The sequence below is a fragment of the Thiocapsa rosea genome (genome assembly GCF_003634315.1).
In the GTDB taxonomy this organism is placed as follows: domain Bacteria; phylum Pseudomonadota; class Gammaproteobacteria; order Chromatiales; family Chromatiaceae; genus Thiocapsa; species Thiocapsa rosea.
Genome location: NZ_RBXL01000001.1, coordinates 1,192,397 through 1,214,753, shown reverse-complemented (window position 1 = coordinate 1,214,753; position 22,357 = coordinate 1,192,397). Strand labels below are relative to the sequence as shown.

The 22,357-nt window shown below is 64.4% G+C and carries 22 protein-coding genes and 1 other RNA gene; 12 read left to right on the top strand and 11 right to left on the bottom strand.

The window, feature by feature from the left end; genetic code table 11:
- The first annotated feature begins 44 nt into the window (after positions 1-44).
- On the top strand, positions 45-1,325 hold the full coding sequence (locus BDD21_RS05610; protein ID WP_120796306.1) for a porin: 1,281 nt from the start codon (positions 45-47) through the stop codon (positions 1,323-1,325).
- Between the two features lie 210 nt (positions 1,326-1,535).
- Here the strand turns inward: BDD21_RS05610 and BDD21_RS05605 are convergent, their stop codons facing one another.
- The gene (locus BDD21_RS05605) at positions 1,536-2,003 is read right to left on the bottom strand and encodes a DUF29 domain-containing protein (protein ID WP_120796305.1); all 468 of its coding nucleotides are present in this window, start codon (positions 2,001-2,003) and stop codon (positions 1,536-1,538) included.
- Positions 2,004-2,253: 250 nt separating this feature from the next.
- Positions 2,254-2,913, bottom strand: coding sequence for a ribose-5-phosphate isomerase RpiA (gene rpiA, locus BDD21_RS05600; RefSeq protein ID WP_120796304.1), 660 nt, complete (start codon positions 2,911-2,913; stop codon positions 2,254-2,256).
- A 406-nt stretch (positions 2,914-3,319) separates the two neighbouring features.
- On the opposite strand from rpiA, the gene ilvA reads away from it, so the two are divergent.
- The gene (gene ilvA, locus BDD21_RS05595; protein ID WP_120796303.1) at positions 3,320-4,852 is read left to right on the top strand and encodes a threonine ammonia-lyase, biosynthetic; all 1,533 of its coding nucleotides are present in this window, start codon (positions 3,320-3,322) and stop codon (positions 4,850-4,852) included.
- A 694-nt stretch (positions 4,853-5,546) separates the two neighbouring features.
- On the opposite strand, the gene BDD21_RS05590 is transcribed toward ilvA, so the two are convergent.
- From BDD21_RS05590 to BDD21_RS05575, 4 genes are all read right to left on the bottom strand, one after another.
- A complete protein-coding gene (locus BDD21_RS05590) occupies positions 5,547-6,158 on the bottom strand; it encodes a 5-formyltetrahydrofolate cyclo-ligase (RefSeq protein WP_120796302.1) in 612 nt (203 codons plus the stop codon).
- A gap of 18 nt (positions 6,159-6,176) precedes the next feature.
- A non-coding RNA gene (gene ssrS, locus BDD21_RS05585) (6S RNA) lies at positions 6,177-6,362 on the bottom strand.
- Positions 6,363-6,377: 15 nt separating this feature from the next.
- Positions 6,378-6,707: a cell division protein ZapA gene (locus BDD21_RS05580; RefSeq protein ID WP_120796301.1), complete on the bottom strand. Its 330-nt coding sequence runs from the start codon at positions 6,705-6,707 to the stop codon at positions 6,378-6,380.
- On the bottom strand, positions 6,704-6,913 hold the full coding sequence (locus BDD21_RS05575) for a TIGR02449 family protein (protein ID WP_093032316.1): 210 nt from the start codon (positions 6,911-6,913) through the stop codon (positions 6,704-6,706). Before BDD21_RS05575 ends, BDD21_RS05580 begins: the two co-directional genes overlap by 4 nt.
- Before the next feature lie 84 nt (positions 6,914-6,997).
- Between BDD21_RS05575 and BDD21_RS05570 the strand changes: the two genes are divergently transcribed.
- The 9 genes from BDD21_RS05570 to yihA all read left to right on the top strand — a co-directional run bounded on the left by BDD21_RS05570 (position 6,998) and on the right by yihA (position 15,828).
- Positions 6,998-7,624, top strand: coding sequence for a UPF0149 family protein (locus tag BDD21_RS05570; protein WP_120796300.1), 627 nt, complete (start codon positions 6,998-7,000; stop codon positions 7,622-7,624).
- Positions 7,621-8,928 carry a Xaa-Pro aminopeptidase gene (pepP, locus tag BDD21_RS05565; RefSeq protein WP_120796299.1) on the top strand — a complete coding sequence of 436 codons (1,308 nt, stop codon included), beginning with the start codon at positions 7,621-7,623 and terminating at the stop codon, positions 8,926-8,928. The genes BDD21_RS05570 and pepP overlap by 4 nt, the downstream gene beginning before the upstream one ends.
- Positions 8,929-9,127: 199 nt before the next feature.
- Complete coding sequence (gene ubiH / locus BDD21_RS05560; RefSeq protein WP_120796298.1) at positions 9,128-10,366, top strand: 2-octaprenyl-6-methoxyphenyl hydroxylase; 1,239 nt, start codon at positions 9,128-9,130, stop codon at positions 10,364-10,366.
- Complete coding sequence (locus BDD21_RS05555) at positions 10,353-11,615, top strand: UbiH/UbiF/VisC/COQ6 family ubiquinone biosynthesis hydroxylase (protein ID WP_120796297.1); 1,263 nt, start codon at positions 10,353-10,355, stop codon at positions 11,613-11,615. The genes ubiH and BDD21_RS05555 overlap by 14 nt, the downstream gene beginning before the upstream one ends.
- Before the next feature lie 171 nt (positions 11,616-11,786).
- On the top strand, positions 11,787-13,040 hold the full coding sequence (locus tag BDD21_RS05550; RefSeq protein WP_120796296.1) for a 6-phosphofructokinase: 1,254 nt from the start codon (positions 11,787-11,789) through the stop codon (positions 13,038-13,040).
- Between the two features lie 370 nt (positions 13,041-13,410).
- Positions 13,411-13,959, top strand: a complete 549-nt coding sequence (gene ppa, locus BDD21_RS05545; protein ID WP_120796295.1) for an inorganic diphosphatase — start codon at positions 13,411-13,413, stop codon at positions 13,957-13,959.
- Positions 13,960-14,096: 137 nt separating this feature from the next.
- Positions 14,097-14,687 (top strand): cyclic pyranopterin monophosphate synthase MoaC, encoded by a 591-nt coding sequence (moaC, locus tag BDD21_RS05540; RefSeq protein ID WP_120799766.1) that lies wholly within the window; start codon positions 14,097-14,099, stop codon positions 14,685-14,687.
- The gene (locus tag BDD21_RS05535; RefSeq protein WP_120796294.1) at positions 14,684-15,169 is read left to right on the top strand and encodes a bacteriohemerythrin; all 486 of its coding nucleotides are present in this window, start codon (positions 14,684-14,686) and stop codon (positions 15,167-15,169) included. The genes moaC and BDD21_RS05535 overlap by 4 nt, the downstream gene beginning before the upstream one ends.
- A gap of 23 nt (positions 15,170-15,192) precedes the next feature.
- A complete protein-coding gene (gene yihA, locus BDD21_RS05530; protein WP_120796293.1) occupies positions 15,193-15,828 on the top strand; it encodes a ribosome biogenesis GTP-binding protein YihA/YsxC in 636 nt (211 codons plus the stop codon).
- A 76-nt stretch (positions 15,829-15,904) separates the two neighbouring features.
- Here the strand turns inward: yihA and BDD21_RS05525 are convergent, their stop codons facing one another.
- Entirely contained in the window at positions 15,905-16,696 is a 792-nt protein-coding gene (locus BDD21_RS05525; protein WP_120796292.1) for a hypothetical protein, read from the bottom strand.
- A 398-nt stretch (positions 16,697-17,094) separates the two neighbouring features.
- Here BDD21_RS05525 and BDD21_RS05520 point away from each other — a divergent pair, with 398 nt between their 5' ends.
- The gene (locus BDD21_RS05520; protein WP_120796291.1) at positions 17,095-18,582 is read left to right on the top strand and encodes a phosphomannomutase; all 1,488 of its coding nucleotides are present in this window, start codon (positions 17,095-17,097) and stop codon (positions 18,580-18,582) included.
- 481 nt (positions 18,583-19,063) lie between these two features.
- Here BDD21_RS05520 and ptsP read toward each other — a convergent pair whose 3' ends face one another.
- Genes ptsP through rapZ form a run of 4 tightly spaced genes read right to left on the bottom strand, consistent with a single transcriptional unit; the run spans position 19,064 to position 22,342 of the window.
- The gene (ptsP, locus tag BDD21_RS05515) at positions 19,064-20,806 is read right to left on the bottom strand and encodes a phosphoenolpyruvate--protein phosphotransferase (RefSeq protein ID WP_120796290.1); all 1,743 of its coding nucleotides are present in this window, start codon (positions 20,804-20,806) and stop codon (positions 19,064-19,066) included.
- Positions 20,803-21,072 carry an HPr family phosphocarrier protein gene (locus BDD21_RS05510; RefSeq protein ID WP_120796289.1) on the bottom strand — a complete coding sequence of 90 codons (270 nt, stop codon included), beginning with the start codon at positions 21,070-21,072 and terminating at the stop codon, positions 20,803-20,805. Before BDD21_RS05510 ends, ptsP begins: the two co-directional genes overlap by 4 nt.
- Positions 21,069-21,476, bottom strand: a complete 408-nt coding sequence (locus tag BDD21_RS05505) for a PTS sugar transporter subunit IIA (RefSeq protein ID WP_120796288.1) — start codon at positions 21,474-21,476, stop codon at positions 21,069-21,071. The genes BDD21_RS05510 and BDD21_RS05505 overlap by 4 nt, the downstream gene beginning before the upstream one ends.
- The gene (gene rapZ / locus BDD21_RS05500) at positions 21,473-22,342 is read right to left on the bottom strand and encodes an RNase adapter RapZ (RefSeq protein ID WP_120799765.1); all 870 of its coding nucleotides are present in this window, start codon (positions 22,340-22,342) and stop codon (positions 21,473-21,475) included. Before rapZ ends, BDD21_RS05505 begins: the two co-directional genes overlap by 4 nt.
- Positions 22,343-22,357: the final 15 nt, after the last annotated feature.

The following is a 22,357-nucleotide window of genomic DNA, read 5'->3' as shown; positions in this document are numbered from 1 at the left end:
GTTTCTGCAGTCTACCTGACAAATTCACAACAGCGGAGAAGAGTATGAACAAGAAGATCCTTAGCCTCGCGGTCGCTGCCGCGATGGTCGTCCCGGGCGCCGCGATGGCCGAAGCTGTCCTGTACGGCAAGCTGAACATGTCCATCGACTGGGCCGACGTGACCAACGTCATCTCGCAGGGTTCCGTGGTCCGCGAGGTCATCGACCCCGATACCGGCGAAGTGCTGGTTCGCCCCATCCCCGACCGTGATCAGAACTTCCAAGGCTGGGGTCTGAACGGCGGCGGTTATATCCCCGGCGAGAAGCGCGCCAACCGCATCGGTGTCAAGGGCTCCGAGGATCTGGGCAACGGTCTCAAGGCGATCTACCAGGTCGAGTTCGGCATCCAGATGACCGAAGAGACCCGCAACCTGGCCGCGACCGGCGCCAACAACTCGCCGACCATGCGTAACAGCTTCCTGGGTCTGGCCGGCGACTGGGGTACCTTCCTGGTCGGTCGTCACGACACCCCGCTGAAGATCTCCACCGGTAAGCTGGATCTCTTCTCCGACACCATGGCGGACTACAACGGCACCGTCGGCTTCAACGACGTCCGCGCCGACAACGTTATCGCCTACATCAGCCCGAGCCTGAGCGGCTTCCAGTTGATGGCTGCGGTGCACGCGGGTGGCGGCTCGACCATCATCCCGAGCAACGGCAACATCTTCGCCGACAGCATCGCTGAAGGCTGGTCGGCCGCCGGTATCTACAGCAACGGTCCCTTCTACGTCTCGGCCGCTTACGAGACGTTCGGGAACGACCTGTACATGGACTCCACCACCGTGCTGCTCGGTGATCCGCTCTTTGTCGATCCGGTCACGGGCGAAGTGTTCCCGAATGCGAACTTTGTCGGCGATGACTTCAGCGTCTGGCGTATCGGTCTGGGTCTGCTCGACTGGAACGGCTTCACCTTGACCGCGATCTACGAAGACCAGTCCGACCGTCCGGCAGGTCAGTTGTGGAGCCAAGGCGGCAGTGTTCCGGCAGCAAGCGGCTTGGAACTCTGGCAGGTTCAGGCTGGTTATGCCTTCGGCAACAACATGGTCAAGGCCATGTACGGCAGCGGCTCGCGTGACAGCAACTTCAACAAGAACTTGCCCGACATTACGCCCTTCAAGAACACCCTCGACGGTGACTATTACACTTGGGCGATCGGCTTCGATCACAACTTCAGCAAGCGTACCAAGGCCTATGTGCTGTACACCCAGGTCGACGACGATGCATCCCAAGAGATCCGTGGCTCGCAGTGGGACGGCTTCTCGCTCGGCATGATGCACAGCTTCTAAGCCGTTACTCGGCTTGGCATGGAACGCATGACGGGGCCTTCGGGCCCCGTTTTTTTGTCGCTTAAACCGCGCCAGCTCCGACGACCGTCGGAGCTGGCGCGGTTTAAGCTATTAAAAAATATTAAATTCTAAACCGCGTCTCACCGAGAGCCAGGGCATCTCCGAAGCCAAACGCACACTAAGAACGACGCATGTCGCTCTGGACGCGGTTTAGGGCCAGAAGGTCGAGTTCAGCAGCTCATCCTGTCGATAGGGGCATCGCGGCGGAAAATTGCTCGAAGGCAAGCCGGTCTCGTCGATCGCCGATTCCAACGCCTTGGGGTACGCCTGCTCGATCATCTCGGGGAGTCGCTGTGCGAGACTCGGACTCTCCGCGACGATTTCCTCGATCTCTTGACGGGCATTACGGATCGAGCGGCGCCATGATGGGCTGCGTCTGGCCGGCTGCTCTTGCCATTTCAGGAGGTGCAGGAGCAAGACGCGCAGATGGCTCGCGAGTGCTCGTTTTTCACTCCTTCCCATATCCTCCAGCTCCTCGGCAATGTTCTCCACGTCCAGGCTGTCGAAACGTCCCTCCCTCAACAAGCGCGCATTCGCGAACGCCCATGCGACGAGGTCTTGCTCGTAGACGGGCGCTTCGGGTTCATAAGCCGACTTCAGATTTCGTTGGCGCGTCATCGCGGTCGCCTCTTCGCTTGTTGACTCCGAGATCCGGTCCCCCTCGGCGTGATTCCTCGATAAAACCGCATACAGGGCGAGATCCTGAGGTCCGGGTGGGTCCAGCGTTGTATGCCCCACTGAAACCTCGGCGCAAGCGCCTTTTGAAATTCTTATTTTTCAGAATCCTAAACCGCGTCGGCTCGGACGTCCAAGGATCCGGCGGAGGCAGCTCCAATCCAAGATTGATTCATGCCGCTTCGGACGCGGTTTAGGCCCTCAGCGTCTTCGGCCCGTCCGGCGTTCCCAGGATCAAGACATCGGCCGGGCGCAGCGCAAAGATGCCGACGGTGACCACGCCGGCGATATTGTTGATGGTTTGCTCCAGCTTGGCGGGCTCCATGATCTCCAGATGCTGCACGTCCAGGATCAGGTTGCCGTTGTCGGTCACGAATCCGTCACGCCACACCGGGGTGCCGCCCAATTGGACCAGCTCGCGCGCCACATAGCTGCGCGCCATCGGGATGACCTCGACAGGCAGGGGGAATGCGCCCAAGACCTTGACCAGCTTGCTCTCGTCGGCGATGCAGACGAACTGCCGGCTCGCCGCCGCGACGATCTTCTCGCGCGTGAGTGCGCCGCCGCCCCCCTTGATCAACTGAAGCTGCGCGTTGGACTCATCCGCTCCGTCCACGTAAACCGAGAGTTCGCCGACGGCGTTGAGGTCGTAGACCGGGATCCCGTGTGCTTTGAGCCGTTCGGTCGAGGCGACCGAGCTGGACACCGCGCCTTCGATGCGTCCCTTGATGCCGGCGAGTGCATCGATGAAATGATTGACGGTCGAGCCGGTACCGACCCCGACGATGCCCTCTTCGACATAGGCAAGCGCCGCCTCTGCGGCCTGTTTCTTCATGGCGTCTTGTGCGTTCATGTGTCCTCCGGTGTGTTGGTCGCGTTTGGGCTTCAGCGGTCGGCTTCCCGCTATCAGCTATCAGCTATCAGCTATCAGCTATCAGCTAACAGCTAACAGCCCCGACGGTTGGCTGTGACTCGCACGGCGCGGCACAACCGACGACGGTTCTGCTCTTTTCCAGGTCCGGCAGTATCATACCAGAGCCCAGAAACCCCATAGATCCGCCCGGAGTGACGCCGTGCCGAGAGTGAGAAGCTTCTTTTTGAGTGCGGTCAATGCCAGGTGTCCGTCCGGCACTCGGCGGAGAGGCGGCTTAAGAGCCCGTCTTCTTGACACTCTAAACCGCGTCAGCTCCGACGCTCCTGCATGCCCTCGACGTGGATCCAATCCAAGAACAATGCCTATCACTCCGGACGCTGTTTAGATGCCAGACGCCTATATCGAACGGATCCTGCGTGCTCGCGTCTACGATGTGGCGCACGAGACACCGCTGACGCACGCGCCACAGCTCTCCTCTCGGCTTGAGAACGCGGTCTTTCTCAAGCGCGAGGACTTGCAGCCCGTCTTCTCGTTCAAGCTGCGCGGGGCCTACAACAAACTGATCCACCTGGATCCGGAGGTCCGCGCGCGCGGCGTGATCGCGGCCAGTGCGGGCAATCATGCTCAGGGCGTTGCGCTCGGCGCCGCCAAGCTCGGGGTCCCGGCGATCATCGTCATGCCGCGGACCACGCCTGCCATCAAGGTGCGCGCGGTGCGCCGTCTCGGCGGTAAGGCCGTCCTGCATGGCGACTCCTACGACGAGGCATTCGCCCATGCGATGACCTTGGTCGCGGAAAAAGGGCTGACCTTCCTGCACCCCTTCGATGACCCCGACGTCATCGCGGGTCAAGGGACGATCGGGATGGAGATCCTGCGCCAGCATCCGGTCCCGCCCTATGCGATCTTCGTCCCGGTGGGCGGCGGCGGACTGATCGCGGGTGTTGCGGCCTACGTCAAATGGTTGATGCCGGAGGTGCGCATCATCGGCGTGGAGCCGCAGGATGCGCCTACGCTGCATGCGGCGCTCGCCGCAGGGAGGCGCGTCGAGCTGGCGCAGGTCGGACTCTTCGCCGACGGCGTGGCCGTGAAGCTGATCGGCGAGGAGACCTTTCGCATCGCCCGAGAGCGTGTCGACGAGGTCGTTCTCGTGAGCACCGACGAGATCTGTGCCGCGGTCAAAGACATCTTCGACGATACCCGCGGGATCGCCGAGCCGGCCGGTGCGCTCGCCGTCGCCGGCATGAAGCGGTATGTCGAGACGCACAAGATCAAGGGTGAGCATCTGATCGCAATCGAGAGTGGCGCCAACGTCAATTTCGACCGCCTGCGTCATGTCGCCGAGCGCGCCGAGCTTGGCGAGCGGCGCGAGGCATTGCTTGCGGTCGAGATCCCCGAGCGTCCGGGCAGCTTTCTGGCCTTCTGCCGCGTGATCGGACGGCGCCAGATCACCGAGTTCAACTATCGCTATTCGGACGCGTCACGGGCGCAGGTCTTCGTCGGTGTGGAGCTTGCGCGCGGCGACGAGGAGCGCGCCGAGCTGATCGGCCGTCTCGTAGAGAAAGGCTTCGGCGTGCTCGACATGACCGAGAACGAGACAGCGAAGCTGCACATCCGTTACATGGTCGGCGGGCATGCCGAAGGGATCGAGGGCGAAACGCTTGTGCGGTTCGAGTTCCCGGAGCGCCCCGGCGCGCTGCTGGATTTTCTCTCGGCCCTCGGAAAGCGTTGGAACATCACACTGTTTCATTACCGCAACCATGGAGCTGCCTACGGGCGCGTGCTGATGGGTGCCCAGATTCCGCCGGACGAAACGGCCGCCTTTCGCGAGGCACTCGATACCTTGGGTTATCAGTACTGGGAAGAGACCGAGAATCCGGCCTATCGTCTCTTTGCCGGAGCTAAACCGCGCTCGGAATGATTTGCGAGGGCGCGGCGTGGCCGCTGCATCTTCGCGAACAACGGCCTCGGCAAGGCGCGGTTTAGATGATGAAAAAACGATTTAGGGGGTTAAACCGCGTCCAGAGCGAGATGCTGAATTTTCAAGTGAGTTCGGCGTTTGGTGCATCCAGGGCGCTTGGCGGAGACGTGGTTTAACCGGAAATGGAGACACACGTAGGATGGGTAGAGCGAAGCGAAACCCATCCTCCCCGCGCCAACGCCTCACGAGAAACGTTGGTTGGGCAAAGCGCAGCGTGCCCAACACACCGCCGGCATATCGGACGGGTGCGCGGCTTGGCACCCGTGTTTCCGGAATTCGCTATACATCGCGTCGCACACCGGGGGCGGGCTCCAGAGGAGGTTGAGAGATCCCTTGGCTAGGGCTAGGGCTACTAGGCGATTTCCGGGAATCAACATCCCAACTGCGCAGACGATGGGTCGGAAGTGACGTCGACAGTCGTCGCGAAGCGGCGACACTCCCCGGGATAGACGACTGCACGTCGTCTATCCCGGGGGCACGCCGCTTCGCGACGTTGCTTCCGGCCGATCGGGTGTGCGAGGAAGGATCGGTTCGTCCGGAGTCCGACAACGACAACGACAACGACAACGAGTAGACCCTTCGACGACTGACCTTGGTTTCGGCTCTGTCGGTAGATCCTTTTCCGGAAACCACCTTACTCGGGACGCGATCTAAAATAGACCCGCCGTTCGGTCACGACCGCGTCGAGCGGGATGTCCCAGGGGCGAGTCTCGATCTTCTCGATGCGCTGGCACTCGTGCGCGACGCCGATCAGTCGGGGTCGCCGCCAGTATCGGCGGACCTTCAGATAGGCCAGGGTCCGATCGTAGTAGCCGCCGCCCATGCCGATGCGGTTGCACGCGCTGTCGAATCCCACCAAGGGGACCAGGATCAGGTCGAGATGGCAAACGGGCCGGATATGTCGGCCGCGTCGCGTGGGCTCGGGGATACCGAAGCGATTGAGGTGCATCGTCTCGCCGGTTATCCAACGCACGAAGCGGAGCTTGACCCGCGTTCGATCGCCGATGCTTCGGCTCAATACCGGAAGATAGATGGCTTTTCCGCCCTTGAGCGCGTCTTTCAGCAGGGGGCGTGGATCGAGCTCGCCATCGGCGGGCCAGTAGGCCGCAATCCGGTCGGCGCGTCGAAACCGGATGTCGCGACGAAACATCCGAGCAACAAGGCGTGAATGGTGACGTTGAGACCGGCCGCTCAATGCCCGACGGCCTGAACGCAGTGTTTGGCGAAGACGTTTGAGATGAGGCATAGCGGACGTAAGAAGGGGACACCCCCCGCCTGTGCCGTCGCAGACCTTTGTTCTTGAACCAAGAGGTTCAAGTGGGGACACTTGGATCGGCTTCAGGCTTCCCGCTCGAAGGCGGACTTGCACAACAGCCTCACTTCTATGTCCCCAGGGCAGTGATTAGGCTCAAGAAATTACCCAGGCCACTGTCGGACACTGCAGGGGATGTCTTAAGACCAGAGGCTATACCCTTTCGTCCGACGCGTCCAGCGCCTGTTCGCCCGCCAGCGCTTGCGCGACTCGCTCCTGCAGGAGCGCAAGCCGAGGGTCGAGCTCGCCGCTGTCCACGACGCGGGTTCTCCGAAGCTGAAACAGCTCATGGGCAATATTGAGCGCGGCCATCACGGCGATGCGGTCGGTGCCGATGACGCGACCGGTCTTGCGGATCTCCCGCATCTTGCCGTCGAGAATGCGTGCCGATTCGCGCAGTCCTTGCTCCTCATGCGGCGCGCAGGCGATTCGGTAGTCCTTGTCGAGGATCCTGATGCTGACCTGAACCGGCTCGTCGCTCACAGACTCTCCTCCATCGCGCGCAAACGCGACAACATGGCCTCGACTCGACTGCGTGCTTGCTCGGTCTTTTCGATCAGCTCGCCGCGCTCGCCGACCAGCGTCTCCTGGCGAGCCCGCAGCGATTTGTTTTCGTCGCGCAGGCGCTGGTTCAAGCGGATCAAAGTCTCCACCTGTTGTTCCAATTGGTCGAGGTCGAAATGTGCCAAAGTCCACGACTCCGTTGAAGTTGGTCGCACTATAGAAGGCGTGCGGAGGGCGGTCAATCACGCGAAAGCGCATGCTATTATCGCATGGTCGCGGGGCTTTTGATCTTCCTGTGCCCATCCCCGTTTCCCGCCCCGTCCCCCCGAGAGGAGGTTGCCACGAATATCGACGACGCTCGGCTTGCCCGTTATCTGGCGGCGGGCGCACTTTGCGCAACGCCCAGCGAGGCCCACGGCATCCTCTGCGGCCTGATGTGCGGCGGCGATGCGGACCCCGAGTCCACTTGGCTGCAACAGATCAGGCCCGACGCCGAGGCTGAGCCGGGCGATCTGTCGATCCAAGAGGGGCGCGAGGCCCTGGGGGAGCTGGCGCGCCTGACGCGCAAGGAACTCGAGGGATCCGAATTCGGCCTCGTCCTGTTCTTACCCGATGACGCCCGACCCCTTGCAGAACGGGCGACGGCCCTCTATGACTGGGTTCGCGGGTTTCTCTACGCGTGGGGAACACTCGATCATACCGGTGCGCAGCCCTCTGCCGAGACGAGCGAGATCCTGCGTGATTTTACCGACGTGACCCGCATGGATCTCGATGGACTCGACGACGACGAGCAAAACGAAGAGGCGTTGACCGAAGTGAGCGAATTCATCCGGGTTGCGGCCATGACGATCTATCAGGAGCGCGTCGTCGCCCGCGCTCACGTGCCCGAGTCATGACGGCGACCGAGTACAAGCGACGCCGTCGCGCCCTGGCGCACGCGATCGGCCCGAACGGCATCGCGATCCTTCCGGCCGCACGCGAGGTCGTGCGCAATCGCGATGTCCACTACCCCTTTCGCCAGAACAGCGACTTCGTCTATCTGACCGGCTTCTCCGAGCCCGATGCCTTCGCCGTGATTGCGCCGAAACGCAAAGATGGCGAGTACGTGCTCTTTTGTCGGCCTCGTGATCCGGAGCGCGAGCAGTGGGACGGTCGGCGCGCGGGTGTGGATGGTGCAACGGCGGACTTCGGCGCCGATCAGGCGTATCCCCTGAGCGAGCTCGATACGGTCATGCCGACCCTGATCGACGGGCGCGAGCGCCTGTATTTTCCGATCGGCAGCGATGCGGCGCTCGACGCGCAGATCATGGGCTGGGTGAACCGGGTTCGGGCCAACGTCCGCGCCGGCGCCAGTGCGCCCGAGACCTTCGTGACCATCGAGTCGGTCCTGCACGAGATGCGGCTGCGCAAAAGCGCTGCCGAGATCAAACAGATGCGCCGAGCCGCTGAGATCTCCGCCGCCGCCCACCGGCGGCTGATGCAGATCTGCGAACCCGGCATGAACGAGTCCCGGCTCGAGGCCGAGTTTCATCATGTATGCGCCGCATCGGGTGCGCGCGATCAGGCCTACTCGCCCATTGTCGGCGGCGGCGCCAATGGCTGCATCCTGCACTACGTCGAGAACCGGGCGCCGCTGCGCGACGGTGATCTCGTCTTGATCGATGCCGGGTGCGAACTCGGCGGGTACGCCTCCGACATCACCCGAACCTTTCCCGTGAACGGGCGCTTCAGTGCGCCGCAGCGCGCGCTCTACGAGCTGGTGCTCGAGGCGCAGTTGGCTGCGATCGGCAAGGCCAAGCCCGGCAATCTCTGGAACGAGCCCCACGACGAGGCGGTCAAGGTCTTGACCAAGGGGCTGATCCATCTCGGCCTGCTCAAGGGTAAGCTCGCCGAGCTGATCAAGGAGGAGGCACACAAGCCCTACTATATGCACCGCACCGGTCATTGGTTGGGGATGGATGTCCATGATGTGGGAAGCTATAAAGAGAAAGGCGCGTGGCGGCCCTTCGAGCCCGGGATGGTGTTGACGGTGGAGCCCGGGCTCTATTTGGCCGATTCGGACGAGATTCCGGAGCCCTATCGACAGATCGGGATCCGCATCGAGGACGATGTGCTGATTACGGAGTCGGGCAACGAGATCCTCTCGGCCGCGGCACCGAAGGAGCCCGACGCGATCGAATCCCTGATGGCGGACAACTAAACCGCATCCGGAGCGACATGCGTCATTTTCATTTCGCGTTTGGCTTTGGAGATGTCCACGATCTCGGTGAGACGCGGTTTAGAATTTAATATTTTATAGTACTTTAAACCGCGCCGGCTCCGACAGTCGTCGGAGCTGCTGCGGCCAAGCCACTCAAACACATCACGCATACCGCACCGGGCGCGGTTTAAAGGCAACCATGCACGAATACGATCTGGTCATCATCGGCGGAGGCTTGGTCGGCGGCAGCCTGGCCTGCGCGCTGTCCGGCTGCGGGCTGCGGATCGCGGTCGTGGAGGCGGTACCGGCCTCGGCCGAGCACCAGCCGAGCTACGACGAGCGCGTCATTGCCTTGTCCTGGGGCAGCCGCCGGATCCTCGAAGCCATCGGCGTCTGGCCGGACATCGCCCCGGAGGCGGAGCCGATTCGGCAGGTCCATGTCTCCGATCGCGGGCATTGCGGGTTCACGCGGCTCGGTCCGGACGATGCGGGTGTGGAAGCCCTCGGCTACGTCGCCCCGGCGCGCGTGATGGGGGCCGCGATTCGCTCCGCGCTCGCGTTGTCGCCGGACGTGGAGCTGCTCTGCCCGGCACGGCTCCTGGAGCATCGCGTCACGGCCGACCGAGTCGAGCTCGGGGTGCAGCACGGGGAGGCGCGTTTGCGCCTGAGTGCCGCGCTGTTGGTCGCGGCCGACGGCGGCGATTCGGCGGTGCGCCGGCAGCTCGATCTCGAAACCCGTGACGAGCGTTACGAGCAAGACGCCGTGATCACGACCGTCTCTCCCGATCGTCCGCGCAACGGCGTGGCCTTCGAGCGCTTCACCGACACCGGTCCGTTGGCCCTGCTGCCGATGACGGGTGGACGCTACTCGGTGGTCTGGACCTGTCGCGGCGAGGAGACGAGCACGCTGCTCGCTCTCTCGGACGAGGCATTCCTGGCGCGCCTGCAAGCGCGCTTCGGCTACCGGCTCGGGCGTTTTCTGCAGGTGGGTCCGCGACGCGCCTATCCCCTGAAGCTGGTGCTGACGCGCAACCCGGTGCAGCCGCGTGTCGTGCTGATCGGCAACGCGGCACACACCCTCCATCCGGTGGCCGGCCAAGGCTTCAATCTGGGTCTGCGCGACGTCGCCGCCCTTGCCGAGGTCATCGCCCAGAGCGCCCGTGCGGGTGCGGATCTCGGCGGCCCGGCGGCCCTCTCGGACTATCGGGGCTGGCGCGGGTCGGATCAGCCGAGCACCGCACGGCTGACCGATCTGCTCGCCCGTGTCTTCGTCAACCCCTGGACGCCCCTGCGGTTCGCCCGCAACGCGGCCATGCTGGGTCTGGATCTCATCCCCCCGGCGCGCCATCGCGTGGCGCAGCGGTTCATGGGCGTGGGCGGGCGTTTGCCCCGCCTCGCCTGCGGGGTTCCTTTGGAGAAGGCCGATGCACGAAACTGAGCCGATGTCGTCGCGCGTTCCGGACACGAGCGCATCGCAGGAGTCGTTGTTCGACCTGGTCGTGGTCGGCGGTGGAATGGTCGGGGCCGCACTCGCCCGCGCCTGTTCCGGCAAGGGGCTGCGGATCGCGGTCATCGAGACCCGGGAGCCGCGGCGCGAATGGCCCGCGGGCGAGATCGACCTGCGTGTCTCGGCCCTGAGTCGCGCGAGTCAGCGCATCCTCGCGCGCCTCGGCGCGTGGGAGCGCATCGCCGCACTCGGCGCCAACCCCTATCGCAAGATGTGTGTGTGGGATGCACTCGGCGGCGGGAGCATCCATTTCGATGCCCAATCGCTCGGCGAGCCCGATCTCGGGCACATCGTCGAGAACCGCGTCATCCAGTTGGCGCTCTGGGAGACGCTGGAAACCTCGCCGGACATACGGCTCGTCTGCCCTGCGTCCATCGTCGAGATCGAGCGCACGGAGACCGAATCGCGGGTGGTGCTGGGTGACGGGCAGGTCATTGCGGGTCGTCTGCTGGTCGCCGCGGACGGACGCGATTCACTGGTGCGCGAGCTCTCGGGTATCGAGACCGAAGGCCGGGACTACGACCAGCGCGCGATCGTGGCCAACGTCCGGCCGCAGGAGTGGCACGAAGATACCGCGTGGCAGCGCTTTCTGCCGACCGGTCCACTGGCCCTGCTGCCGCTGGCCGACGGTCGCTGCTCGATCGTGTGGTCCGCCACCGAGGAGCGTGCCTCCGAGGTGCTGGGGATGGGCGATGCGGCCTTCTCGGCGGCCGTGACGGACGCCTCCGAGGCGCGGCTCGGCGCGCTTGTCGTCGAAGGCCCGCGCGCGGCCTTTCCGCTGCGACTCCAGCACGCCAAGCAGTACGTCCTGCCGGGGTTGGCCCTGGTCGGCGACGCCGCCCACGCGGTCCATCCGCTCGCCGGGCAGGGCGTCAACCTGGGGTTCCTCGACGCCGCCGAGTTGGCGGCGGCGATCGATCTCGCGCTGGAGCGGGGACGCGACATCGCAGGCATCTGGGCGCTGCGCCATTACGAGCGAGCGCGCCGCGGTGACAATACCGCCATGCTCGCCGCGATGGATCTGATCAAACGGACCTTCAGCAACGAAGCCCCGCCGCTCGCTGCAGCGCGCAGCCTCGGGTTGACCCTGACCGACCGAATCGGCCCGATCAAGGCGCTCTTCATGGAGCGTGCGCTCGGGCTGGGAAGCGACCTGCCGCCGCTCGCGCGTTCCCTTTGAGTGCGGTCCGAGCGGCAGGCATGCCGGCGTGCTTTTTCCGCACCGATTGCTGACCTGAACCGCGCCGGCTCCGGCGGTCGTCAGGTCTGCCGGGGCGAATGCCATCGAAAAACAACGCATACCGCGCCCGGCGCGGTTTAACGACAAGCACCGAAAGATAAGGGGACAGACATGACAGCCAAGAATGCCTTTTACGCACAATCCGGCGGCGTGACCGCCGTCATCAATGCCTCGGCGTGCGGCGTGATTGAAACCGCGCGGCTTCACTCGGTGCGGCTCGGCAAGGTTTACGCGGGACGCAACGGCATCATCGGGGCCTTGACCGAGGACCTGATCGACACCAGTCGCGAGTCCGACGAGGCCATTGCCGCGCTGCGTTACACGCCCTCGGGCGCGTTCGGCTCCTGCCGCTACAAGTTGAAGAGCCTGGAGGCCAACAAACGTGAGTACGAGCGTCTGATCGAGGTCTTCAAGGCCCACGAGATCGGCTACTTCTTCTACAACGGCGGCGGCGATTCAGCCGACACCTGCTACAAGATCTCCCAGCTCTCCGAGACCATGGGCTATCCGGTCCAGGCCATCCACGTCCCCAAGACCGTCGACAACGATCTGCCGATCACGGATTGCTGCCCGGGCTTCGGCTCGGTCGCCAAGTACATTGCCACCTCGACGCTGGAGGCCTCGTTCGACGTACGCTCCATGGCCAAGACCTCGACCAAGATCTTCGTGCTCGAAGTCATGGGTCGGCATGCCGGCTGGATCGCCGCGGCGGGCGGATTGGTCGAAGATCACGGCATCCCGGTGATGATCCTGTTTCCCGAGATCGAGCTCGACCAAGAGCGCTTCCTGGCTGCGGTCAAGCAGAAGGTCGAGCAGCACGGCTACTGCACCATCGTGGTCTCCGAGGGCGCGAAGTATCCGGACGGGCGTTTCCTCGCCGAGCAGGGCACGCGCGATGCTTTCGGCCACGCCCAGTTAGGCGGCGCGGCGCCGGTCGTGGCCAACATGATCAAGGATGCCACCGGCTACAAGTTCCATTGGGCGGTCGCCGATTATCTCCAGCGCGCGGCGCGTCATCTGGCCTCAAAGACCGACGTCGAGCAGGCCTATGCGATGGGACGGGCCGCCGTCCAATTCGCCCTCGAAGGACACAACGCCATCATGCCGACCATCAAGCGGGTCAGCCAGGATCCCTATCGTTGGGAGGTCGGCGAGGCACCGCTGTCGGAGGTCGCCAACGTCGAGAAGTTCATGCCGCGCGACTTCATCTCCGAGGACGGCTTCGGCATCACGCCGGTGTGCAAGGAGTATCTGATCCCGTTGATCCAGGGCGAGGATTATCCTCCGTTCGAGAAGGGGCTGCCCAAGTACGTCACGCTCAAAAACGTGGCGGTCGAGAAGCGGTTGCCGGCCTTCGAGATCTGAGGCGCTCGGGACGAGCTAGCCTCCAGCTGCCAGCCTCCAGCCTCCAGCCTCCAGCCTCCAGCTTTTGACATCTCGTCGTCAGCTATCAGCTATCAGCTATCAGCTTCAGGCAGGAGGCAGGAGGCAGGAGGCAGGAGGCGGGAGGCAGGAGGCAGGAGGCAGGAGGCAGGGTTCGCTCGGCGATAGAATGCCTTCTCGATCTCGGGCGCGGCTCCCGACGCCGTTCAGTCCGCGCGCGATCATTCGGATTTACCGGCCCGGGATCGGCTACAATCGAGCGTATTCGACCTGACCCCGCCAACGCGACCCGCCGTACATCGGTGATCCGGTCGTGTATCGGCGATCCCATCCGCACCACAGAGGCTGACCCATGGATCCGAAGCGCGTCCCACGCGGCGATAATATCCCGAGTGAAATCAATGTCATCATCGAGATTCCGTCGCATGCCGAGCCGGTGAAGTACGAGATGGACAAGGCGACCGGCGCCATGTTCGTCGATCGTTTCATGTCCACGGCGATGCACTACCCCTGCAACTACGGATATGTGCCGAACACGCTGTCCGCCGACGGCGACCCGGTCGACGTGATCGTGGTCACGCCCTACCCGCTGATCTCGGGATCCGTGATCAAGTGCCGCCCGATCGGCGTGCTCAAGATGACCGACGAATCCGGGGATGATGCCAAGATCCTGGCGCTACCGATCGACAAGCTCTTCAAGGGCTACCGCGAGATCGAGAGCTTCCGCGACATGCCTGCCCATCTGCTCGATCAAATCTCACATTTCTTTGAGCATTATAAAGATTTGGATGAAGGTAAGTGGGTCCGCGTCATGGGCTGGGGCGGCCGTGAAGAGGCACGCGAGGAGATCATGGCCAGCGTGAGAATGTTCGAAGAGGCACCGGAGAAGCCGGCGTTCTGATGCGCCCGTGGCTCGCCCTCTCTCGGGGCGAGCGCTCGACATGGCGTCTCGGTCGGCTCCTTCGCCGAAATCCTTATGGTCTCGCCGTGTCGATGCCCCTCGCCGACGTCTTGGACCCTCCACTGCGCGGATCGCCAATGCCGTTCACACATTTCGACGAGAAGGGTGCGGCCCATATGGTGGATGTGGGGGACAAGGCCGTCACCAAACGCCGGGCCGTCGCAGAGGGCAGCATCCGGATGGAGCCTCCCACGCTTGCGATGATCCTCGGCGGCGAGCATCGCAAGGGCGATGTGCTCGGGATCGCCCGGATCGCAGGGATTATGGGCGCCAAGCGCACCGCGGATCTGGTGCCCTTGTGTCATCCCCTGAGCCTGACCCGAGTCGCCGTCGAGCTGGAGCCGCGTGCCGAGTCCTCTCGGGTCTACTGTTCGGTCACGGTCGAGACCAGTGGCCCCACCGGGGTCGAGATGGAGGCGCTCTGCGCGGTGCAGATCAGTCTTTTGACCATCTACGACATGTGCAAGGCGGTGGATCGGGGCATGAGTATCGAGGGTGTACGCCTGCTCGAGAAGGAGGGAGGCCAATCCGGGCGCTGGGTTCGCGGCGTCGCGCCTGCCGTTAACGGCGATCCGGATGCCGTCGATTCCCCGGCAGGCAATCCCCTGGCAGGCAATCCCGGCCAAGCTGGTTCGGACGAGCCGGTCGCGTCATGGAAAAAGCAATGACTCAATTCGTGGAGTGGTCAGCCGCGCTCAGCGTCGGCATCGACGAGATCGACGCACAGCATCAAGCCCTGATCGACCTGATCAACGAGCTGCAGGATGCGGTTGTCGCGGGTATCGAACGCGAGCGGCAGCTCGAGGTTCTCGGCAGGCTCGCCGAGTACACCAAGATCCATTTCGCCGTCGAGGAGAGCCTGATGCGCATCTTCGGCTATCCGGATTACGAGCGCCACAAGGGGCAGCACGAAGGTCTGATCCGCAGCATGCTGGATCTGCAGCGCAGACTGGATCTGGAGCAGGCGCCGATCGACGATGGACTGATGCGGCACCTCAAGCATTGGCTGCTCGATCACATCCTGCACAGCGATCAGGATTACAGTCGGTTCTTTCTCGCCGCCGGCGCCCTGTCGCGACACCAAACGCCGTCCTGGTCGACCCGCATCTGGGATCACCTGCACTTTTGCGGCTCTAAATGCTGGAGCTAAACCGCGTCCGGTCCCCGCTGACGATGAATCCATTCTACCAACGCGCCCACTTCCTGACGGCCGCCGCACGGGTCGATCAATGTCCCCCTGACGAGGGTCGCGAGGTTGCCTTCGCGGGGCGGTCGAATGCCGGCAAGTCAAGTGCGATCAATGCACTTTGCCATCAAAACGCGCTCGCGCGCACGAGCAAGACACCCGGACGGACGCAGCAGCTCATCTTTTTCGAGCTGGACGAGGCACGTCGCCTGGTCGATCTCCCCGGTTACGGATACGCAAAGGTTCCGGATGCGATCAAGCATGATTGGCAGCAGCATATGGCGGCCTATCTTGAGCAGCGCCGCTCACTCGGCGGTCTCGTCGTCGTCATGGACATCCGTCATCCGCTGGCCGAATTCGACCGCCAGATGCTTGAGTGGGGCGGGCGAGCCGATCTGCCGATGCTCGTGTTGCTCACCAAGGCGGACAAGCTCAAGACCGGGGCGGCCCGCGCAACGCAGCATGCGGTCGAGCAGGCCGTTTCGGCTATGGTGGGGAAGGTCGAGGTGATGCTGTTCTCGGCCCTGAAGCGACAAGGTGTGGAGTCCGTCCAGCGGTTGCTCGATGGCTGGCTGGAGGTGGGCAGCGCGACGTCACCCGCCGGGCTGCCGGATCTCGACTGATTGCAGTCTGTCCGGGGGGGGCGAGGGCGCCGGTCAAATCGAGCCGGCACCCTCGGTCCGCTTCAGCGTCCCTCGATCACTGACCCATGCCCTGCGGAGGCGGACCCTGGTCGTAACCGGGCATCATGGGCGGATGGCCCATGCCGCCCGGATAGCCGCCCTGTGGGCCGTAACCGTATCCGTAGCCCCGAGGCTCATAGCCGCCGTGTGGCGGCATGCGCGGCATCTCGGGCATCGGGGGTGGGCTTCCGAACAGGGCGCGGGCCGCCTCGATCTGTTCCTCGCTCATCGCCTCGACGGTCTTGCGATAGGCCTCGAATTGCTCCTCCATCTCTTTGCGGCGTTGCTCGGCCTCGGCCCAGGGCGGGGTCTCGGGCATCTCGATTCCGCGTTCCTCCGCGTCGGCGCGCATTTGCTGCCAATGGGCGTCGCGCATGGCGCGGCGTTCCTCGGGGGTCATGGAACGCATCTGTTCACGCATCGCCCGTCGTTGCTCGCGCATCGCCTCCATGTCCTCGGGCGACATGCCGCGACGCTCGGGCATGGCCGGCGGCTCGGGCATCGGCGGCCGCTCGGCCGACTCCCATGGCGGTGTTTCGGGAAGCGCCAGGCCGATCTCCGCGGCTCGCGCGCGCAGCTCTTCGTAGCGTTGCTCGCGTTCCGCCATGATGGCGGCGCGACGTTCCTCGGCCGCGGCTCGGGCTGCTTCGCCGGGTGCCGGTGCGCTGGCCGGTGCAGCGTCCGGAGCCGGAGCCGGCTCGTTCGTCGGTTCAGCCGGGGCCTGGCTGGTGTCGGTCGCCTGCGGATCGGCGAACGCACTTTGGCCGATGACGAGTGCCAGCGTCGCCGCCGAGACAAGAGGGATCATGCGAGACGTGTCGGGCATGGAAGTAGTCCTCTAAGTGGTAGTCGTCTGTGAAGGTCGGCGGATCCATCGCCTTTGACTCGGGTCAGCGTGACCGGGCATGCGTTGCCGGGCGTGACCAAGTCTCGATCCTTGATGCTGCAACCGCGCAGTCGCCGTGTCCGCCGGGAATCATCGCCGAATTGTTCTCGTAGGGCGGCTCGATGCCCGAGACGCGGGGCCGACGGTGTGCCCGAGCTTAACCGATCCGTGACCCCGAGGGACACCCCCCCGGGTGGGTTGACCGGGGAGCGCATCCCCCGTTCCCCGACGAATGGCGCCGATGCGAGCCACGGAAGCGCTTCCGGGATAGGATAGGCCGTGAGGGTTTCGATACCCCGAAATCGACACGAGGAGTCTGTATGCAGATCGGCGATTTGATGACCATGAGCGGCGTGGCGTTCGGAACCAGCGGTGCCCGCGGGTTGGTGCAGGCGATGACCGATCGGGTGTGCTATGCCTATACCGCTGGCTTTCTCGGCTATCTTCGCGCGAGCGGCGCGCTCGCACCGAATGCCGAGGTCGGGTTGGGTGGTGATCTGCGGCCCAGCACGAGCAGGATCCTGGTTGCCTGCGCCCGGGCGGCGCTGGACCTCGGCTGTCGACCTCGCTACCTCGGGCGTATCCCGAGTCCGGCTGTTGCCGCCTGGGGGTTGGCGCGCGGTGCTCCAAGCCTGATGGTGACCGGCAGCCACATCCCGGACGATCGCAACGGCATCAAGTTTAATCTGCCGACAGGCGAGATCCTCAAGCGCGACGAGGAGGGCATCCGCGGACAACCGCTCGAGGTTGCCGAGACGCTGTTCGACACGGCCGGCGCCTTCGTCGAAGACCAGTCCGATGCGCTTCCCGAGGAGGATCCGCTCGCCTATCGAGACTACCTCGATCGCTACCTGGATTTCTTCCCGTCGGGCTGTCTGAGCGGCCTGCACGTCGGCGTCTACGAGCACTCCAGCGTTGCTCGGGGCGCTTATGTCGATGTGCTGGAGGGGCTCGGCGCACGCGTGACGCGGCTGGGGTTCTCGGAGGTCTTTGTCCCTGTCGATACCGAGGCGATTCGTCCCGAAGAGGTTTCTCTTGCGCGCGACTGGGCCGCGACGGGGCGTTTCGATGCCCTGGTTTCCGCCGACGGGGACGGCGACCGTCCGCTGGTCGGAGACGAGACGGGAGAATGGTTGCGCGGTGACATCGCCGGGATCCTGTGTGCGCGCCAACTCGGCGCCCGCGGGGTGGTGACACCCGTGAGCAGCAACACGGCGGTCGAGCGATCCGGCTGCTTCGAAACGGTGCTGCGCACCCGGATCGGATCGCCCTTCGTCATCGAAGGGATGCAGAATCTCGTCGACCGCGGCATGGACCGGGTGGTCGGCTACGAGGCGAACGGCGGCTTTCTACTCGCGACCGACATCGAGCAGGACGGTCGCATCCTGCCGGCCTTGCCGACACGGGATGCTGTTTTGGTCGCGATCGCCATCCTGCGTGCATCCGTGGAGCAGGGGAAACCCGTGTCGGCCCTCTCCGCCGATCTCCCGCGTCGCTTCACGTGGAGCGATCGTCTGAAGGATTTCCCGACCGAGATCGCACGGGCGCGTCTTGCCGAGATCCACCGCGGCGACCCTGCCCGAGACAAGGCGGCCGCACAGGCCGTTTTCGGCGCTGCATTCGGTCCGGTCGCCGATCTGGATGGCACCGACGGTCTGAGGATCACCTTCGTCAACGGCGAGATCGCGCACCTGCGCCCTTCGGGCAATGCGCCCGAGCTGCGCGCCTATACCGAGGCCGATAGCTCAGAGCGCGCGGAGGAGATGAATCGGATCTGCATGGAGATCCTCTCCCGCTGGCGTGCTTAAACCGCGTTCGGCACGACCTGGAATCGTTGGCGTGTCGGCGCAGCCTCGCAGCGGCCAACAACCGTCGGCGCGACGCGGTTTAAGGAATTTTGGACAGGATTCAAAAACAGCCGATAGCCGTAGGATGGGTAGAGCACAGCGAAACCCATCCTCCACGCGCCAACGCCTCGCTCCCGGCACCGACCGAGCACAGCGAAACCCATCCTCCACGCGCCAACGCCTCGCTCCCGGCACCGACCGAGCACAGCGAAACCCATCCTCCACGCGCCAAGGGCATCGGAGTGAAACCCGGAAGCGCGGCGGTTTGGAGGATGGGTTTCGCTGACGCTCTGCCCATCCTACAAGTGAATCAAGGTGTTCGCCTCGATTCTGCATCGTCTCTTGGATTTTCCTTTCCTTAAACCGCGTCAGGGATAAGGCATTTGGTGTCGTCGAGGGTGCCGTTTTCAGGCCGACACCGATTGAGAACGCCGGACGCGGTTTAAGCCGCGTTGAGCTCGTCGATCAGCGCACCCGGATCCGTATCGTCGAGACGGGCGAAGAGTGCTTCGGTGCGGCGCATCAGGTCGAGCGTGTCGGCCTGAAGCAGGACCTCTTTAACGTCGAGGATGGCGCCCGGCTGCATGCTGAATTCGCGCAGCCCGATTCCGAGCAGCAGGCGGGTGAAGCGCGGATCGCCCGCCATCTCGCCGCACATGCTGACCGGTCGGTTCAGCTCGCGTGCGGCCTCGATGGTCATGCGGATGAGGCGCAGGATGGCCGGGTGTGTGGGGTCGAAGAGATAGTTGACGCCGTCGTCGAGGCGGTCGATCGCGAGCGTGTACTGGATGAGGTCGTTGGTTCCGATCGACAGAAAATCCAGGCGCCGCGCGAGCGCGCGTGCGGCAAGTGCGGCCGCTGGGACCTCGATCATGGCGCCGATCGGGAGTTGCGGGTCATAGTCGAGACCGTCGCGGTCGAGTTGGCCCTTGATCTGCCGGATCAGCGCGAGAACCGTATCGACCTCGTGGACGTTGGAGACGAGCGGCAGCATCAGCCGGATCGGGCCGATCGCGGAGGCGCGCAGGATCGCGCGCAGCTGCGGCCGGAAGAGATCGGGCTCCTTGAGGCAGAGTCGGATCGCGCGCAGTCCCAGCGCCGGGTTCGAGACCCCGGGACCCGGCTCGAGCAGGGTATCGACGCGTTTGTCGACGCCCAGATCCAGCGTGCGGATGGTCACGGGGATCCCGCCGAGCCCGGCGACGATCGCCGCGTAGCTCGCCAGATGCTCCTCCTCGTCGGGGAGATCCCGGCGATTCATGTAGAGGAACTCGGTGCGATAAAGTCCGACCCCGCTGGCCCCGTTGGCCTTCGCAAGCTCCACGTCCTCGGGGAGCTCGAGATTCGCAAGGAGGCCGATCTCGACCCCGTCGCGTGTGACCGAAGCTCGGCCGACCAGGCCGCGCAAACGTAACTGACGGGCCTCCGCGGCGCGTAGGCGGTCGCGGAAAAAGTCCAGTGTCAGGGGGTCGGCATCGGCCAGCACGGTGCCGGTCTCGCCGTCGACCAGGATGAGCTCGCCCTGGCGCAGATAGCGTGTGATGTTGTGGATGCCCATCACGGCGGGTACGCCGAGGCTACGCGCCAGGATGGCGGTGTGGGACATGGGCCCGCCGAATTCGGTCACGAATGCGACCGCACCGCGATGGCGCAGGAGGATCGCTTCCGCGGGCGCAAGGTCGCGCGCCACCACGACCCGGCCCTCCAGATCCCGGGTGGATGGCTCGTTTTGCTCGACCGCGCCCTGCAGGAAGGCTTGAATCTGCTGGACGACATGCTCGACGTCGTCGCGGCGGGTGCGCAGATAGGGGTCGTCCATCTCGTCGAAGATCCGCACCAGGGTGTCGCGCTGCCGTTGCAGCGCCCACTCGGCATTGCAAAGCTGCTCGGTAACGATGCGACGCACCTCCTCGACCAAGGCGGCGTCCTCGAGCATCAGCAGGTGCGTGTCGATGAACTCTGCGATGTTCAGCGGCGTGTGATGCGGGATCTGGTTGCGCACCGCTTTGAGGGCCCCACGCGCGGCGGCGACGGCCACGTCGAGCCGCTCGATCTCGGCGGCGACCTGGTCGGCCGCGATGGCGGATTGCGAGACGGTATGGCCGCCGCGCCCGTCCACGAAGGCGGGTCCGAGCGCGAGCGAGCGACTGGTGGAGATGCCGATCCCCTGAAAGGCGGTGGTCATTCCGACTCTCCGAAACGGTCGCCGATCAGTGCCTCGATCGCGGCCATGGCGGCATCCTCGTCCTCGCCGGCCGCCTCGACCGTGATCCGGGTGCCCTGACTCGCGGCCAGCATCATCACGCCCATAATGCTCTTGCCGTTGACGCTTTGGCCGCGCCGCGCGATCTCGACATGGCTGGCGAACCGCCCGGCGCATTGCACGAGCTTGGCGGCCGCACGGGCATGCAGACCCAGCTTGTTGAGGATCTCGATCTCTTTGCGAATCATGCGCGGTCGTCTCGTCGCGAGCAGAGCAAGACGCCGTCGCGTCCGCCCTGCAAGGCCTTCTCGGCCACGTCATCCAGGTCGAGCGAGGCATAGGTCAGGGCGCGCAACAACATGGGTAGGTTCAGTCCTGCAATGACTCGCGCCTGCTCATGGATCGCGAGCAGCGATACCGCGACATTGGCCGGTGTCGAGCCGTAGAGGTCGGTCAGGATCAGCACGCCCTCGCCCGTGTCCAGCCGCTCCAAGCGTTCGGCGGCTTCCGCCGTCACGACCTCGCAGGGCACATCGTTGACGACCTCCATCGCCTCCACCCCCGGCGGGCATTCGCCGAGAATCGCCGTCGTGACCCGCAGCAGATCCGCGCCGCATGGCTGATGGGTCATCATCAGGATGCCGACGCTCAAGGGAGATCCCGATGCCGGACCATCACCTGATGGCCGTTGGACTCGAAATGATGCCGCAGGGATTCGGTCATAAAGACCGAGCGGTGCTGCCCGCCCGTGCAGCCGATCGCGATCGTCAGATAGCTGCGCCCGTCCGTCTCGAAGCTGGGGATCCAGCGATCGAAGAATCCCTGGATGTCGGCGCGCATTCGGCAAAAGGCGTCCGCGGAATCGAGGAATTCCATCACGGGACGATCGCGTCCGGTCAAGCGCCGCAGCTCGGGTTGCCAATGCGGATTGGGCAGGCTGCGCAGGTCGAAGACAAAATCCACATCGTGGGGAACCCCGTGCTTGAAACCGAAGGACTGCAGCAGGATGGACGCCTTCGGCGAGGCGCCGCCGACCAAACGGCTGCGCACGAGATCGCGCAGCTCGTGGACGTTGGTTTGGGTGGTGTCGATACGGATGTCGGCGCAGCTTCGGATCGGCTCGAGGAGTCGGCGCTCGAGTGCGATCGCCTCCGGCAGCGAGCGATCGCCGCGGGTCAAGGGATGCTTGCGGCGGGTCTCGCTGAAGCGCTTGATCAGGGTTTCGGTCTGGGCGTCGAGGAAGAGGACATCGCAGCCGATGCCGCGCTCGCGCGCCGAGTGCACCAGCTCGGGAAGGTGTCGCAGCTCGTCCGGGCCGCTGCTCGGACTGGTGCGGGCGTCGATCCCGACCGCCGTCATGGTGAAGGCATCATCCAGCCCCTCGTGCAGCCCGAGGGCGAGATTCTCTAACAAGAACAGCGGCAGGTTGTCGATGCAGTAGAACCCTACGTCTTCCAGGGTGTGAAGCGCGACGCTCTTGCCCGAGCCGGACAGGCCGCTGAGGATGACGAGCCTCATCGGCTTGCCGACGTT